This is a genomic window from Pseudomonas helmanticensis, from assembly GCF_900182985.1.
GTDB classification, from domain to species: Bacteria; Pseudomonadota; Gammaproteobacteria; order Pseudomonadales; family Pseudomonadaceae; genus Aquipseudomonas; species Aquipseudomonas helmanticensis.
In genome coordinates this window covers 1059228-1074956 of sequence record NZ_FXUY01000002.1, presented here as the reverse complement: position 1 = coordinate 1074956, position 15729 = coordinate 1059228, and the positions used below count along the sequence as shown (strand labels likewise).

9 protein-coding genes and 1 pseudogene are annotated in these 15729 nt (G+C 60.4%); 7 read left to right on the top strand and 3 right to left on the bottom strand.

Annotation, left to right across the window (positions count from 1 at the left end):
- Positions 1-24: 24 nt before the first annotated feature.
- Positions 25-1548 (bottom strand): fumarate hydratase, encoded by a 1524-nt coding sequence (locus QOL84_RS27655; RefSeq protein WP_283439278.1) that lies wholly within the window; start codon positions 1546-1548, stop codon positions 25-27.
- A gap of 620 nt (positions 1549-2168) precedes the next feature.
- Between QOL84_RS27655 and QOL84_RS27650 the strand changes: the two genes are divergently transcribed.
- The 3 genes from QOL84_RS27650 (at position 2169) to QOL84_RS27640 (ending at position 5116) form a co-directional block, all read left to right on the top strand.
- On the top strand, positions 2169-3275 hold the full coding sequence (locus QOL84_RS27650; protein WP_283439277.1) for a GGDEF domain-containing protein: 1107 nt from the start codon (positions 2169-2171) through the stop codon (positions 3273-3275).
- Positions 3268-4203 carry an iron-sulfur-binding ferredoxin reductase gene (locus tag QOL84_RS27645; RefSeq protein ID WP_283439276.1) on the top strand — a complete coding sequence of 312 codons (936 nt, stop codon included), beginning with the start codon at positions 3268-3270 and terminating at the stop codon, positions 4201-4203. The genes QOL84_RS27650 and QOL84_RS27645 overlap by 8 nt, the downstream gene beginning before the upstream one ends.
- Positions 4204-4366: 163 nt before the next feature.
- Positions 4367-5116 (top strand): enoyl-CoA hydratase-related protein, encoded by a 750-nt coding sequence (locus tag QOL84_RS27640; RefSeq protein WP_283439275.1) that lies wholly within the window; start codon positions 4367-4369, stop codon positions 5114-5116.
- A gap of 269 nt (positions 5117-5385) precedes the next feature.
- On the opposite strand, the gene pyk is transcribed toward QOL84_RS27640, so the two are convergent.
- The gene (gene pyk, locus QOL84_RS27635; RefSeq protein WP_129395264.1) at positions 5386-6837 is read right to left on the bottom strand and encodes a pyruvate kinase; all 1452 of its coding nucleotides are present in this window, start codon (positions 6835-6837) and stop codon (positions 5386-5388) included.
- A gap of 172 nt (positions 6838-7009) precedes the next feature.
- Between pyk and QOL84_RS27630 the strand changes: the two genes are divergently transcribed.
- Positions 7010-7396, top strand: coding sequence for a tetratricopeptide repeat protein (locus tag QOL84_RS27630; RefSeq protein ID WP_283439274.1), 387 nt, complete (start codon positions 7010-7012; stop codon positions 7394-7396).
- 229 nt (positions 7397-7625) lie between these two features.
- On the top strand, positions 7626-7985 hold the full coding sequence (locus tag QOL84_RS27625) for a PilZ domain-containing protein (protein ID WP_283439273.1): 360 nt from the start codon (positions 7626-7628) through the stop codon (positions 7983-7985).
- Positions 7986-8098: 113 nt separating this feature from the next.
- Here QOL84_RS27625 and QOL84_RS27620 read toward each other — a convergent pair.
- A pseudogene (locus QOL84_RS27620) lies at positions 8099-8285 on the bottom strand (DUF6124 family protein); the annotation flags it as partial.
- 287 nt (positions 8286-8572) lie between these two features.
- Between QOL84_RS27620 and QOL84_RS27615 the strand changes: the two are divergent.
- Both QOL84_RS27615 and QOL84_RS27610 read left to right on the top strand, forming a co-directional pair.
- The gene (locus QOL84_RS27615) at positions 8573-11932 is read left to right on the top strand and encodes an Ig-like domain-containing protein (protein WP_283439272.1); all 3360 of its coding nucleotides are present in this window, start codon (positions 8573-8575) and stop codon (positions 11930-11932) included.
- 144 nt (positions 11933-12076) lie between these two features.
- Positions 12077-15700 (top strand): Tc toxin subunit A, encoded by a 3624-nt coding sequence (locus tag QOL84_RS27610; protein WP_283439271.1) that lies wholly within the window; start codon positions 12077-12079, stop codon positions 15698-15700.
- The last annotated feature ends 29 nt before the right edge of the window (positions 15701-15729 follow it).

Sequence of the window (15729 nt, the reverse complement as noted above, 5' to 3'; positions counted from 1 at the left end):
GCCCTTTTTACAACAGCGAAGCGCTTACTGCACTTCTACCGCCAGGCTTTCGCTGATCTTCTGTTGCCAGATCGCCGGGCCGGTGATGTGTACCGACTCACCTTTGCTGTCCACCGCAACGGTGACCGGCATGTCCTTGACCTCGAACTCGTAGATCGCTTCCATGCCCAGTTCGGCAAACGCCAGCACTTGCGACTTCTTGATCGCCTGAGCAACCAGGTAAGCCGCGCCGCCGACAGCCATCAGGTACACGGCTTTGTTGTCCTTGATCGCTTCGATGGCGGTCGGGCCGCGCTCGGATTTGCCGATCATGCCCAACAGGCCGGTTTGCTCGAGGATCTGCCGGGTGAACTTGTCCATCCGCGTCGCGGTGGTCGGGCCTGCCGGGCCAACCACTTCGTCACCGACCGGATCAACCGGGCCAACGTAGTAGATGAAGCGACCTTTGAGGTCGACCGGCAGGGTTTCACCCTTGTTCAGCATCTCGACCATGCGCTTGTGCGCGGCGTCGCGACCGGTGAGCATTTTGCCGTTGAGCAGGACGGTTTCGCCCGGCTTCCAGCTCTGCACGTCTTCCGGGGTCAGGGTGTCGAGGTTGACGCGACGGGCCGACGGGCCGGCTTCCCAGACGATTTCCGGGTAGGCGTCCAGCGGCGGCGCTTCCAGCGAGGCCGGGCCGGAACCATCAAGCACGAAATGCGCGTGACGGGTGGCGGCGCAGTTCGGGATCATGCACACCGGCAGCGAGGCTGCGTGAGTCGGGTAGTCCATGATCTTCACGTCGAGCACGGTGGTCAGGCCACCGAGGCCCTGGGCGCCGATGCCCAGCTGGTTGACCTTCTCGAACAGTTCCAGACGCATTTCTTCGATGCGGTTCTGCGGGCCACGGGCTTTCAGCTCGTGGATGTCGATGGATTCCATCAACACTTCTTTGGCCATGACCGCAGCTTTCTCGGCGGTGCCGCCGATGCCGATACCGAGCATGCCCGGTGGGCACCAGCCGGCGCCCATGGTCGGAACGGTCTTGAGTACCCAGTCAACGATCGAGTCGGACGGGTTGAGCATGGCCATTTTCGACTTGTTCTCGGAACCGCCGCCCTTGGCTGCCACGTCCACTTCCACGGTGTTGCCCGGGACGATGGAATAGTGAATCACGGCCGGCGTGTTGTCCTTGGTGTTTTTCCGAGCGCCAGCCGGATCGGCGAGGATCGAGGCACGCAGGACGTTTTCCGGCAGGTTGTAGGCGCGGCGCACGCCTTCGTTGATCATGTCGTCCAGGCCCATGGTGGCGCCATCCCAACGCACGTCCATGCCGACGCGCGCGAACACGGTAACGATACCGGTGTCCTGGCAGATCGGGCGGTGGCCGGTGGCGCACATGCGCGAGTTGATCAGGATTTGCGCCATCGAGTCACGGGCCGCTGGCGATTCTTCGCGCAGGTAGGCTTCGTGCATCGCCTGGATGAAATCCACGGGGTGGTAATAGGAAATGAACTGCAGGGCGTCGGCAACGCTCTGAATCAGGTCGTCTTGCTTGATCACGGTCATGAGTCGCGCTCCTCTAAAAGACGGGAACATTCAATAAGGTGCCTGCGGCTTGGGTGCATCGGTCGGTCGCAGACACCTTTCAAGGCACGCCGGGGCTGCTGGCGCGACGCTAAAAAGGCGCGGCAGTATACCGCGCCTCGGTGGGGCATACACGCGCCGGCAGTCATTCGTTGGTCGCATGGGTGGGCGAATATCGGACAGCGGGTTTGCACTTCAGCATTTACCCCCTCACCCCAACCCTCTCCCCCAAGGGGGCGAGGGGGAGAGGGAGCCGATCTTCGTGCTGTTCAGACCTGAGTTCAGCTCGGGAGAGGGAGCCGATCTTATGTGTTCTAACCTGAGTTCAGCTCGGGAAAGGGAGCCGATCATATGTTGTTCTAACCTGAGTTCGGCTCGATATTTCAGGTCGGCGTATTGCCAACAAACGACTCGGTCAGTCCCCTCTCCCTCCGGGAGAGGGCTAGGGTGAGGGGCTTTTGACGGTTTACGCAGGCCACACTTTTGACGTCAATTTTCGAGCCTGAAAATCGGTGGTCATTTATCGACCGGGCCTCTAAAGTGGCAGCCGGTCTGTAGAGTAGGACACTCGGTCAGCCTCCTATCGCACGGTGAGTCAACGATTGACCCATAACGCCATTCAACGTCTTTTACTGAAACGTTTTGCCCTCGCTGCAGCCACCTACGGATTGGCTTTGCTGCTGCTGTGGCTGGCGTTTTTTACCGGGCATTACGACCAGACTCTGAGCTCTGTGGCCATTGGCAGCGCCCTCGTGGTGATCAGCCAGGCGAGCCTGTTCGTGCTGTTCTGGACCGGGCGTAACCAACGTTTTGCCGACCCCAGCCTGACCGAAGTGCAAGTGCTGCTGGGGCTTGGCTGGCAAACCTGGCTGATCGCGCATCTGGATGAAGCGCGCGGGGCGTTTCTGGTCTTCTACGTGTTGATCCTGCTGTTCGGCCTGTTCCACCTCAGTCGACGCGCGTTCATTCGCTGCGCACTGCTGGTGTTCTTCAGTTTCTGCGCAATCACCCTGTGGGACGGCTACCACTTCCTGCTGCCCGAGCCTGCGCTCGCCGCTCTGCAGGTGTGCATTCTGGCGATGGTGCTGGCGTGGCTGGTGCTGTACGCGCGCTTTGTCCAGGTCTCGCGCCAACGCATGCGTCAACGCCGCTTTGCTTTGCAGGCGCATCAGGACACCCTGCGCGGGATGATGCGCCAGCTCGAAGACCTGGTGGCCACCGATGAGCTGACCGGGCTGTTCAATCGTCGGCATTTCCTGCGTCTGGCCTCGCGCGAACTGGGCGCGATGGACACGGGTGTGATGCACGGCCTGGCGCTGATCGACCTTGATCACTTCAAACGCATCAATGACCTGCACGGCCACGCCGCTGGCGATCAGGTGTTGCAGGCGTTCGCCGGCGTCGCTGGCGCCTGCCTGCGCGACGGCGATGTGCTGGCGCGCTATGGGGGTGAGGAGTTTGTCGTGCTGCTGCCCGATTGCGACGCTGAACGCCTGACCGCCTGTTGTGAGCGTCTGCGCATCGCGTTCACCGATGTCGAACTGATCGGCCTGAATGTGCGCAACCTCAGTCTGTCGGCGGGCATGACCCTGCTGGAACTGGGCGATGATCTCGACGACGCCTTGCAGCGTGCCGATCAGGCGCTGTACCGGGCCAAACGTGATGGACGCAATCGCTGCGCGGCAGCCTGGGAGAGCGTCGATGCCTGAACTACGCGTCGGTGAGCGGCACTGGTCGGTGGCGGCGGGCAGCAATCTGCTCGATGCCCTTAACCAGAACGGTGTCGCCGTGCCCTACAGTTGCCGCGCCGGCAGTTGCCATGCCTGCCTGGTGCAATGCGTGAAAGGCCTGCCCGCCGATAGCCGGCCGGATGCGCTGAGTGCCGAGCAGCGTCAGCAAGGCTGGCGGCTGGCCTGTCAGTGCCAGGTCAGCGAAGATTTGCAGGTGCACACCTTTGACCCGCTTACCGATGGGCGGCCGGCAGTGGTCGAGGCGCTGGACTGGCTCAGCGACAACGTTTTGCGTTTGCGCCTGACCCCGCAACGGCCCTTGCGCTACAGCGCCGGGCAGCATCTGGTGCTGTGGCTCGAGCACATCGCCCGGCCGTATTCGTTGGCGAGCCTGCCGGAAGAAGAGCGCTTTCTCGAATTCCACCTCGATTGCCGGCAACCCGGCGAATTCAGCGATGCCGCGCGGCGCCTGCAGATCGGCGACCCGATCCGTCTCGGCGAGTTGCGCGGCGGTGCGCTGCATTACGACCCCGACTGGCATGACCGGCCGCTGTGGCTGCTGGCTGCCGGTACCGGTCTCGGCCCGTTGTTCGGTGTGCTGCGCGAAGCGTTGCGGCAGGATCATCAAGGCGCGATCCGCATCATTCACCTGGCTCATGACGATCGCGAACACTATCTGGCCAAACCCCTGGCAGCGCTGGCCGCACAGCGCGAAAACCTCAGCGTCGAACTGTGGACGACGGCCGAGTCAGCCGCCGCTTTGGCACAACTGCGTCTTGTCTCGCGGCAAACCGTGGCCTTAGTCTGCGGCTCGACGGTCAGCGTCGACGCTTTCGCCCGGCGTCTGTATCTGGCCGGATTACCGCGCAATCAACTGCTGGCCGACGTATTTTTGTCCCGTGGTTGAGCGCTGACTTTTTCCAGGGCGGCGACGTTTCCTGTGGCGAGGGAGCTTGCGCCCGCTTGAGTGCGCAGCGCTGATACATTTTTGGGACCGCTGCGCAGCCCAGCGGGAGCAAGCTCCCTCGCCACCGTTGATCTTCGTTAGCCCGACATCGTCGAGACACACCATGACCGAAGCCATCCTGCTGGAACGCGAGCGCGGTTTACTGACCCTGCGCCTCAATCGCCCGGACAAGAAAAATGCCCTGACCCGGGCGATGTACAGTCGAATGGCAGAGGCGTTGCAGCAGGCGGATACCGATCCACAAATCAATGCCGTGCTGATCACCGGCAGCGCCGAGTGCTTCACCGCCGGCAACGACATCGCCGACTTCATCCAGCAACCGCCGAGCGATCTCGACAGCCCGGTGTTTCACTTCATGCTCAACCTGCTCGAATGCCGCAAACCGGTGATCGCCGCCGTGGCCGGTGCAGCGGTGGGTATCGGCACTACGCTGTTGCTGCACTGCGATCTGGTCTACGTCAGCCGCGATGCACGCCTGCGCATGCCATTCGTCAACCTTGGCCTGTGCCCGGAGTTCGGCTCAAGCCTGATCCTGCCGCGTTTGCTCGGGCAAGCCAAAGCAGCGGAACTATTGTTGCTGGGCGAGGGTTTTAGTGGCGAACAGGCGGCGCAGTGGGGCATTGCCACCGAAGCGCTAAGCAGCGGCGACGCGGCGTTGAGCAAGGCGCGGGAGATGGCCTTGCGCTTCGACGAGCTGCCGGCCGAAGCGGTGCGCATCAGCAAGCAATTGATGAAGGCACCGGATCGCGAGTTGATCCGCAAGGTGATCGAGGAGGAGGGCATGCTGTTCACCCAGCGCCTGCGTTCGCCGGAAGCATTGGCGGCGTTGACCGGATTTATCAAACGGCATTGAAAAGCCAACCCTCATCGGAACGCCGCCCGCCCAGCCCTCTCCCAGAGGGAGAGGGAGCCGACCGAGGTGTAATGCGCTATACATCGACTTGAAAGAACCGGTCGGATTCAGCGGAGAGCTATCAGGTCGGTGCAATTCTGCAATATCCCTCAATCGGTTCCCTCTCCCTCTGGGAGAGGGCTAGGGTGAGGGGCTTTCGATTCAACGCAGACAACAAAAAGCCCCGACACTCACATGCCGGGGCTTTTGTTTTTCGAACAACCGATCAATCAGACCTGTGGGTCGCCCACGTGCAGGATCTTCATGCCGTTGGTGCCGCCGGTGGTGTGGTAGCTGTCGCCCTTGGTCAGGATGACCCAGTCGCCTTTTTCCACAACGCCGCGCTTGACCAACTCGTCGATGGCCTTCTGGCTGACTTCGTGCGGTTCCAGCGAAGCCGGATCGAACGGTACGGTGTACACGCCACGGAACATCGCTGCGCGCGCCTGGGTTTCACGGTGCGGCGAAAACGCGTAGATCGGCACCGAAGAACGGATGCGCGACATGATCAGTGGGGTGTAGCCACTTTCGGTCAAGGCGATGATCGCTTTAACGCCCGGGAAGTGGTTGGCGGTGTACATGGTCGCCAGTGCGATGCTTTCGTCGCAACGAGTGAATTCGGTGCCGATGCGGTGGCCCGAAGTCTTGCCGGTCGGGTGCTTTTCAGCGCCGACGCAGATGCGCGCCATCGCCTGAACAGCTTCCAGCGGATACAGACCTGCAGCGGATTCAGCCGAGAGCATCACGGCGTCGGTGTAGTCGAGCACGGCGTTGGCCACGTCGGACACTTCGGCGCGGGTCGGCATCGGGTTCTGGATCATCGACTCCATCATCTGGGTCGCGACGATCACAGCCTTGTTGTGGCGGCGTGCGTGCAGAATGATTTTCTTCTGAATGCCGACCAGCTCGGCGTCGCCGATTTCCACACCCAAGTCACCACGAGCAACCATCACCGCGTCGGAAGCCTGGATCAGACCATCGAGGGTTTCGTCGTCGGCCACGGCTTCGGCGCGTTCGATCTTCGCCACCAGCCAGGCAGTACCGCCGGCTTCGTCGCGCAGTTGACGGGCGTAGTTCATGTCGGCAGCGTCACGCGGGAAGGACACCGCGAGGTAGTCGACTTCCATTTCTGCAGCAAGCTTGATGTCGGCCTTGTCTTTTTCAGTCAGGGCCGGAGCGGTCAGGCCGCCACCGCGACGGTTGATGCCTTTGTGGTCGGACAGCGGGCCGCCGATGGTCACGGTGCAATGCAATTCTGTTGCGGTGGCGGTATCAACGCGCATCACCACGCGGCCGTCGTCGAGCAGCAGCTCGTCGCCCACGCCGCAGTCCTTGACCAGGTCCGGGTAGTCGATGCCGACCACTTGCTGGTTGCCTTCGGTCAACGGATGGCTGGTGGAGAAGGTGAACTGGTCACCGATCTTCAGCTCGATCTTCTTGTTGGCGAATTTGGCGATACGGATTTTCGGGCCTTGCAGGTCACCCAGCAGGGCGACGAAGCGACCGTGCTTGGCAGCCAGGTCACGCACCAGCTTCGCGCGAGCCTTGTGCTCGTCGGGGGTGCCGTGGGAGAAGTTCAGACGGGCAACGTCCAGGCCAGCCAGAATCAGCTGTTCGAGAACTTCCGGCGAGTTACTGGCCGGGCCAAGGGTAGCGACGATTTTGGTACGACGGACGGACATGCAAAGACTCCTGAGTTCAAGCGCTAGCGAAGGCTACTATGCTCTTGGGGTGTAGTCATTGTTCGAATGCACTACTTAATACTTTCTTTATTGAACGCGACAACTTTGGGACAAACGCGCCTGAAGATTTCCGACCCTGGGTCGATACATTGCTCAAGACAGGAGAACCCTCATGCGATTCGTACCCATTGCCGCCCTTGCCCTCAGCGCCCTCGCCGTCACGGGCTGCACCCGTTGGTCGATGAACCATCATTTGAACAACGCCTACAGCGCCTACGACCGCGGCAATTGCGAGCAAGTGATGCTCGAACTGTCCAAGGTCGAACGTGCCAGCCGTGCCCGCCCGTACGTGTGGCCGGAAGTGTCGATGATGCGCGGCCAGTGCCTGGAACGGCAGAAGATGTTTGTCGATGCCGCGCAGACCTATCAGTTCATCATGGCCTCTTACCCGAACAGCGAATACGCCTACCGCGCCCGCGCCCGTCTGGAAACCCTGGAAAGCCTGGGCCATTACCCTACGCGTAGCGCCGCAGCCGTGGTACGCCCGACACGTTTCTGATGACAGTTGTCATACAAACTCTGGCCGACTGTACAGGCTGAGCTATAGTCGAATGATCCGGTTCCAGCGCATTGGCGCTGATTCGGGGCAACACCTGCGACTGGCAAGTGGTCAAGTGACGGCGACGTAGCGACCGGCACACCGGAAGCGGGGAGAGCGAGCCTGCCCCACAGGTTTGTTCCGAAGCACAGCGCGGCTCTGTGATGGAGCCTTGCATGGCGAACTGCGCATGTTTACCGACCGCCGGATCGAACGGCATCAATTGCCGTATTTCCTCAGAGTGTTCAACAGCGTCACTGACAAACCCATCGGTTTTCTCGGCAACGTGTCCGAAGATGGACTGATGCTGATCAGCCAGTTGCCGATGATGATTGGTGTCGATTTCAGCCTGCGTCTCAAACTCCCGTGCGGCGATGGCCTCCAGCAGGTGATCGACCTCACCGCGTGCTGCCTGTGGTGCCATGAAGACGCCACCCCGATGCATTACGACGCCGGCTTCAGCCTGCAGCGCCCACCGGCGGAATACGCGCAACTGGTCGAGGCGTTGCGCCAGTACTTCAGTTTTCAGCCATTGCCGGCTTCTGCCTGACTTCAAATTGCCAGAAGCTTCGCGAGCAAGCCCGCTCCCACAAGGATCGCTGGCGTACACAACTTTTGTGATCACTACTGGCCACTGTGGGAGCGGGCTTGCCCGCGAAAGCGTTAGTACAGACGCCCCGTCATCGACGCCTGGGCCACAGCAATCGCCGGCTCACTGTCCAGCGTCTTCTGCGCCAGCAACAAACCCCATCTCGCTCAACTGATAGTTCGCCATCGCCAGATGCCGGGGTTTGTCTTCCAGGCTGTCCGCCAGATCCAGCAGCAGAATGCTCACCGGCGAAGACGTTTCTCGTATAACCCCGGGCGACTAAACCCGACCACTGATTGGCAGCGGCACGGAGCTCGTTACGGGGCATCAGCAATGCGCACAAGCCAGCGGATTCAGGCGGATCTGTAGGCAAAGGCGCAAGGCGTTGTAGCCTCCTGGCGTGCTGGAGAAGCACCACGAAATACACCGCCACGCAACACTACCGTTCGTCAGGACTGTCAGATTTTACAGGTAGGCGAGCGCTGTACCTCAGGGGTATCAAGTCATTAACAGCATCAATGACCATGACATCACCAGAGGGAGCTCTCATGGCAGACGATCACGAAAAGTCCGCTTCCGACACCGACCCGGTAGTTACGCCCGCAGCGGCTGATACTGACGCTGAAACAGATCAACTGTTGGCGCGGCCCACGCCTGTTTTTCATCAGCCCTCCAGCTCAAATTACGCGCTGGTATCACCGGTGTATTTTCATATCGAGGCCGGCGAGTCAGGCACTTTCGAATATCAACTGGATGACCAGTACAGTAACCAGCGTTACACGGGAAATACCAATAGTGCTGGCGTGTTGTTCAGAAGCGTTACCGCCAGCAGTCGTGACGGTATGGGCCATTTCGGTTTCCGGGCGAGAATCAGGAACGAATGGCAGAACTGGGGTTTCGTGTCGTTTGTCATCGCAGCAAAACCGCTGATGACCTCTTTCCAGAGTGGCGATCAGTTGGGGCCCAGGCCAATTATCAGCGGCACCAAAGACCCTAGGGCGTCGGCGGTTGTTCACGTGTTTTTTGATGACGGCTCGAAGCAGGGGGTTACCGAGCCAGCCCCTGGCCAATGGCGTTATCAACATGTTACGGACTTGGTTCCGGGGCCGCACACCTTTTCTGTCCAGTACTACATCCCTTGGAGTGGGCAGGACTCCGGGCGTACGGATTACCGATTCACAGTGGCCTACGCCCCGGCGCAGATCACTCGGCCTAACGCGAATGATGTGATACGTGAGCCCAGACCTCAACTCTCTGGAACCGGGGCCAACGATGGTGTAGTGGTCACGATATACAGAGAGGGAGGGGGCCCATCCTACGGGGAAACAACTGTCAGAAACGGCACATGGACAGTCAACCTGAGCAAGGATCTGCCCGAAGGCCCTTTTGTCTTTCACGCCCAGTCAAGTTTCAACGGTAACCACGTCGGGTATTCAAACAAAGTGCCCGTGACGGTTCAGTTGCGGCCGACGATACCTGAAATTATCTCTCCGGCGGCTGCTTCACTGCAGGCAACGACCTTTACGGTGTCAGGTATCAAGGGTGAAGCAGGGGCTACCGTTTTTCTGTTCAAGGACTTGGGGTCTGTTCAGGTTGGCCAGAGCAGTGTCTTGACTGGAGCGCAATGGAGTGCTTCCGTCACGCTGCCTCCGGGGCCTGCTTCTCTGGTTGCCGAGCAAATCAAAAACGGTCTTGAGTCGGGCCGGAGCCTGTCGCGGTTGTTCAAAATCCGCCCTCCAGCACTGACCGCCGTCAGCGTCAGTTACCCAACCCTCACTACTGCCGGGTTTTCCGGCGCAGGTTTTACCGGCGCCACGGTCGAGATCACGATCGTCAAAGGCCCGACAGGCGCAACGCCGCCGCCCACCGTGAGCGTGCAGGGAGGACGCTGGACGACGACCTCACAGAACTGGCCCATCGGCGATTACGATCTTAAAGCCGTGCAGAAGGTTTCCGATAATGCCGGCGGCTGGATTCCTTCGCTGGAGTACCTGTTCAAGGTTTCATCAACACTGCCGCCGCCCACGGATGTGACCCACACCGTTGCCAATTACACCCCGACGTTCACCGGTAGAGGCGTTACCGGCGCATCGGTCGAGATCACGGACAAGGCGAACGGCAGCGCGGTCGCGCCGCCGGCGACAGTCACGGTGCAAGGCTGGTCTAGCCGTGCATCGCAGCCTTGGGCAGCGGGCTCGACACGCACGGTGCAGGTGCGGCAGAAGCTGGGTAATGCCGTGTCGCAAGCGGTCGAACGGATCATCAATATCGACCATTTTCCTGCGCCGACCGACCTGGCTTACACCGTGGTCGATTACACGCCGATCCTGACGGGCAAGGGGGTGAGCGGAGCCACGGTGCAAGTGACAGACAAAGCGACCGGCGCGTCGCTTGCACCGCCGGCAGCGGTCACGGCTCAGGGCTGGCGGGCACAGGCATCATCACGCTGGGAGCCGAACACCAGCAAGGTTGTGCTGTTGGTGCAAAAACAAGGTGCTCTGGCCTCCGACCCCGTGGAGATGACCATCAGCGTGCCATTGCTGGCACCGGAGATCACTGCTGTCGAGGATGATGGCCTGTCGCCGAAAATCTCCGGCACTTGCTGGCCCGGCGCGACACTTAGCCTGAAGTACAGCGACAGTACGACCGGACACGAACCCAGTGGCAGCAGCGGCACGTGGGCTTTCAAACGAGACATCGGGTTTGCACCGGACAAGGAGCATACCGTCACGGTGATACAGACCGTGGCAGGGCGCGCCTCGCCGGCAGCGACGCAAACGTTCTGGGTCAGCCCGGAAAAACCGCTGATCACCGAACCGGATGAAAACGCAGACACCCACTATGACCTGATCGTGCGCGGAACCAACGGGTTTAGCGGTGCCACGCTGCAATTGTGCGACGCCCAATACGGTCGGGCATTGGGCGATCCGAAACGGCTGACGGCGCATGGTGACTGGTTCATCGAACTGAAAAAACTCGATTTTCGCAAGTATCAGATCGACGCCACGCAAACCATCGCCGGCAGGGAATCCCTGCGCAGCGATGTGCGCAGCTATTTTGTGGTGCTGTTGCCCCCGAAAATCGATGTGCCGGCACACAATCAGTCGTTGGCGCGAATCTCCAGGTTCTCAGGTACTGGAGAACCCTTCGGTCAGGTGACGCTCTGGCGTGAAAATCCGAGCGAAATCCTGCTCGATAAAGTCCCCGTCAGTGGCGAGGGGAAATGGCAGGCCGAGGTGGCGTTACCGATCGGCAACTACACCGTGAAGGCCAGGCAATTCTTTCAGTCCCATGAATCGAAGGACACTGCGTCGCGCATTTATAAAGTGGTGCCGGCAGCGCCGTTCATCGAGAGCCCCGGGCGGGGCGTGCATGTCGGTCGGTCGGTTGTCGTGTCCGGATTCGGATACCCGGGAGACACCGTTACGGTCACGCTGACAGGCAGCAAGGGCACGCTGTCCGGTCGTAGTCCGGTGCTTGGGGATCGTAGCTGGTCATTGACGCTTGAGCCGGATCAGCCCGCCGGCACCTGCGATATGGTGGCGGTGTCCTCGCGTGACGGCTTCGAATCTGCCGCCTCGGCTGCACACCCAGTGGTGCTCGGCACTTACCTGCCTGTCATCGATGAGCCGGCGCCGGGGCGCTGGGTCGAAAATCCGCTTCTCTTCGTCGGTAAAGGGCGCACCGGCGTCGGTCGCGTGGTGACCTGGTTCGACCCGGAACAAGCCCTGAGCGCAGGCCTTGCCGTTACCGCGCAAGGCTGGCGCGGCGAGGCGACGCAAACGCTGAGTCCCGGCGGCCACTGGTGCCGATTCCAGCAGACCATCACCGACGCAGCGGACGGTTCGACCCTGTCCGACTGGATCGAAAGCGATCGTTTCGACGTGTCATCGCCGCCTGAGGATTGATCTCTTTTCCGAAGAGTGGTGGTGTCTACTGTCATTTATGACAGTAGACACCCAGCCGCCGCATGACTCAGATTCATGCATGAAAGCATCGGCTCGTCAGGCGAAAAAACATCCTGACACGAAAACGATACAGGGAACCCGACCATGACTAACCCGGTGATTCGTCCCGTTGAGCAACTACTGAAGCATGTGTTCAGCGAAGCGCAACGCGACAGCTATGTCGATTTCTGCACCTATCTGGAGCGCGGCGGGTCCATTTTTCATGTGGTGGAGCACGGCGTTCGCGGGTTGGTCGACGAATACAGCATGCATCCCGAGGACGCGCAGGCATTTTTGCGCAGGGCCAACAGTCTGGCGATCTTCGTGCGACGTCGTTTCATCGAGCACTCGTTGCGCCATTCTTCGACACAATCGGTCCATCCTGGCAGTGGTTTGCTGTCGATCGTTGACGGGCCGAGCTACGAGCGACTGTTCTATCCGAAGTTCGATGAGTTTTGTCCGCCTCAGGCACTGGAAGCGATGAACTCGCCAGTGGCCTATCTGATCGAATTGTTACGCTGGATCGATCAGCGGATCTTTCCTGAAGGTGACGCGAGCAAACTGGATTTGCACCTGCGCCGCCAGGATCTCAAACAGTTGCTCGTCGACTTCAACGCCGTGCATCAAGCGATCTCGGCGCTGGACGTCATTATCCCGGTGCTTGAAACCTTTATCATTAAAAACAGCCCCAAAAAGCTGGACCTGGAGGACGCCCTCTTCGAGGCACGCTACCCCAATGGATTACCGTATTTTCAGCATTGGGTCACGCTCGATTTCGTCGCCCGTCAACACGGTTTTTCGGTGGGCAATATCACCCACATGGTGGACCTGGCCTATCCCTATTTTTTGCAGTCCGAAGCGTGGGACACCGATGCCGGACGCGCACTGAGCCATGCCTCGCGACTGGGTCCGTATCAGCGTGAGTTACTGACTGAAGCCCCCATTGACCCAGAGGACGACGATGCACGGGATGCGTACTACGCGCGTAATTTCGGCACGGTCGGCGCTGGATGGCAAAACCTCAATCAGGTGAAATTCTTCGGCGAGCGTACCCGACAGGACTCGCGGGGCCTGGAGGCGTTGCTGTCGATTCGCGAGTTCGCCCCGACCCGTTCGGCCAATGTGGCTGTTTACGGAGATTCCCAGCCGGGGGAAACGGAAAGTCATCGTTGCGGATCGGTCTTTGTCAACGCCGGCACATCGCCGGTGCTCGATATCGACTACAGGGACACCAGCGGAGGGTTTCTTCATCGCTTGACGCAAGCGCCGACGACGATTGATCGCTACGAGCGAATGAATCGCAAGCTGCGACTGGACCAATGGCTGGACCTGCCCAGCGACCAGGTGGATGCGCTTCTGGCAGCAGCCATCCATGCCGAGGCGCGAGGGGCAACACCCGCTCATCCGTACTGGATTTCCACGCACAGCGTGCATGCGCTGGGGTTGTTTCAGTCACTGCGCGAGCGCTACGGTTGCACGGCCCAGGACTTCGCGGCGTTTATCGATGAAGTGTCGATTTATGGCCGGGCGCAGGTGCTCTCGCTGTTTGACCGCACCTTCAACAGTCAGGGTGACTATCGCCAGCCAATGCGGCTGGACGGTGGCGAGTTTTCGGCACTGCCGACGCAAGGCGAGAGCGATTTGACGATCAGTCAGCTATGCAGCGGTTTGAGTATCGATCTGCAGACCTACGCTTACCTGGCGGCGGCCATTGCCGAGGCACATGGGCTGGGGAACAAACTCAAGCGCAGCGCGGCGGTGATCTCGAGTTTTTACCGGTTGGTGAAGTTGCCGCGGTTGCTGGGCATTACGCCGGTCGAAGGCGTACTGATGCTGACCCTGTTGGGCGGCAAGAGCTGGATCAACGGGTTGGCAGGCCTGCCACGCATGGTCGAGCGCCGCGATGATGAAACCCCTCCCGACGTTCTCAACCTGATTTATGCCATGCATTCCTGCGCGTCCTGGTGCAAGGATCGCGACATGCCGGTGTTGTGGATGTTGCAGCAGGTTTCACCACCTCAGGCATTGGCGGTGGTCACCGAGGCTGAACGTCAGTTGTTCGAGCAGATTCGCAACTTGCTGCCAGCCTCATTGTTCAGCAATGCCGGACTGCAGACGGCCGGCGTCCCCTTGCTGGTCGGGCTGGACTGGCTGCAATTACTGGTAGCGCTGGTCGACGCCACGGGGCTGGTCATTGCTTCGGATTTGCCTGAGGCGGACTACCTGCTCTTTGCCAGAGAAAAGCTTGATCAGGCGGTCAGGGACGGACTCGGTGAAAACGACGCCGGAGTGCGGGCAATCATCGTCGAACGCATGTTGAGCGTGCTGATAAGGGCACGGGAGGCTCAAGTGTCGGTGGCCAGAGAGTGTCTGGCGGTCTACACCGCACTCGACGCCGAACGTTCGCTACGCATACTGACCTGGGCGCAGTCCACGGTGTATCAACTGTTGGCCCGGGTGCTGGAACGTGCCGAGCAGTCTGCACCGCAGGCGCGTGCGTCCGAACAGCCGGATCCCTTGTTGAGCCTGTTGGCCGATGTGCGGCGGCGCGCTGCGGTGGTGAGCAAGCTGAACCTGAGTGCCCGGCTGCTGGAGGACCTTCTGCAGTACGGCCACAAGGCCTGGATGGATCAGCAAGACCGGCATCTGTTGTCGGTGCGCACGCTGTATTTCCTGAGCGCGTTGACTCGTGCGTTCGAGTTGAGCGAGCAACCTGCCGAGAAATTGCTCGACTATCTGCGCGAGGTCAATGCCCTGACCGATGATCTGTCTGTCGATGCGTTGTGGCTCGCGCAGCAGGCGGCATTACGGCGGCTCGCGGCATTTTTTGACTGGAGCGTGCAGGAAGTGCACGAGTGCGTCATTCACATCGACCCTGCTCTCAAGATTCTGAAGAACCTCAGTCAACTGGACCTGTTGCTGCGCATACGCGTACTGGCGGCGCACAGTGGCATGGATGCCCAGACGATTTTTCTGCTGGGCAATTTGCCTGAAGCGATCGACAAGGACGCTTATCGACTCGCCGCCGAACGAGCCGTGCTCAGCCTCTCGGAAACCCGCGCACCGATGGTGTCTTTCGCCGATGAGGTGCCTGAACCGCTGCTCAGCATGATCTGTACTGCGGACAAGACCGACGTAGTGGCCAACAAACCTGATGAAAAAATCATCTTTACCGTGACGCTCAAGACTCCCGGCGGCAAAGCGTTGAGCGGCGTGTACGTGCACTGGCAGACGAGCCTGGGCACGGTCGCTGCGAAAGCCACGCAAGTCGATGGCACTGTGCAGGTCGAATACCTGCCGGGCAAGGTCATGGGGCAGGAGGTGCCTTTATTCTGGGTGGCCCTGATCGATGCGCAGCAGGCACCGCTGGTCGCTGTCACCGATGACGCTCAGACGCTGTTTTTCCCTGGGCCATTGATGTCTCTGGTACCCGAGGAGCCAATACCGGCGGGGCAGGAGTTCGAGCTGACCGCCACGCTGCGCGATGACTATAAAAATCTCGGACGCAACCGTCTGGTGCGCTGGTTTGCCGAGGCCCGGGACGATACAGGACTCCCCGTGGCGGTGATTCGCCCTGAACAGAGCTACACCGATGCCGAGGGCATCACACGGGTGTTTGTGTCCAGCCCGTCGGGTGGCACCTTCATCTTCAGCGTGGTGTGCGAGGCCAGTTCCAACGCGGCGTTTTTTGAGCCCATCACGTTCGACGCCCCGCCAGTTACCCCATGACTGCGCCCGTTGACGGCGCGTGTGCTCCA

What these genes read in the sequence shown, in the direction of transcription:
- QOL84_RS27655 (WP_283439278.1), bottom strand. Translation starts at nt 1,548, where the DNA reads ATGACCGTGATCAAGCAAGACGACCTGATTCAGAGCGTTGCCGACGCC.
- QOL84_RS27645 (WP_283439276.1), top strand. Translation starts at nt 3,268, where the DNA reads ATGCCTGAACTACGCGTCGGTGAGCGGCACTGGTCGGTGGCGGCGGGC.
- QOL84_RS27640 (WP_283439275.1), top strand. Translation starts at nt 4,367, where the DNA reads ATGACCGAAGCCATCCTGCTGGAACGCGAGCGCGGTTTACTGACCCTG.
- pyk (WP_129395264.1), bottom strand. Translation starts at nt 6,837, where the DNA reads ATGTCCGTCCGTCGTACCAAAATCGTCGCTACCCTTGGCCCGGCCAGT.
- QOL84_RS27630 (WP_283439274.1), top strand. Translation starts at nt 7,010, where the DNA reads ATGCGATTCGTACCCATTGCCGCCCTTGCCCTCAGCGCCCTCGCCGTC.
- QOL84_RS27625 (WP_283439273.1), top strand. Translation starts at nt 7,626, where the DNA reads ATGTTTACCGACCGCCGGATCGAACGGCATCAATTGCCGTATTTCCTC.
- QOL84_RS27615 (WP_283439272.1), top strand. Translation starts at nt 8,573, where the DNA reads ATGGCAGACGATCACGAAAAGTCCGCTTCCGACACCGACCCGGTAGTT.
- QOL84_RS27610 (WP_283439271.1), top strand. Translation starts at nt 12,077, where the DNA reads ATGACTAACCCGGTGATTCGTCCCGTTGAGCAACTACTGAAGCATGTG.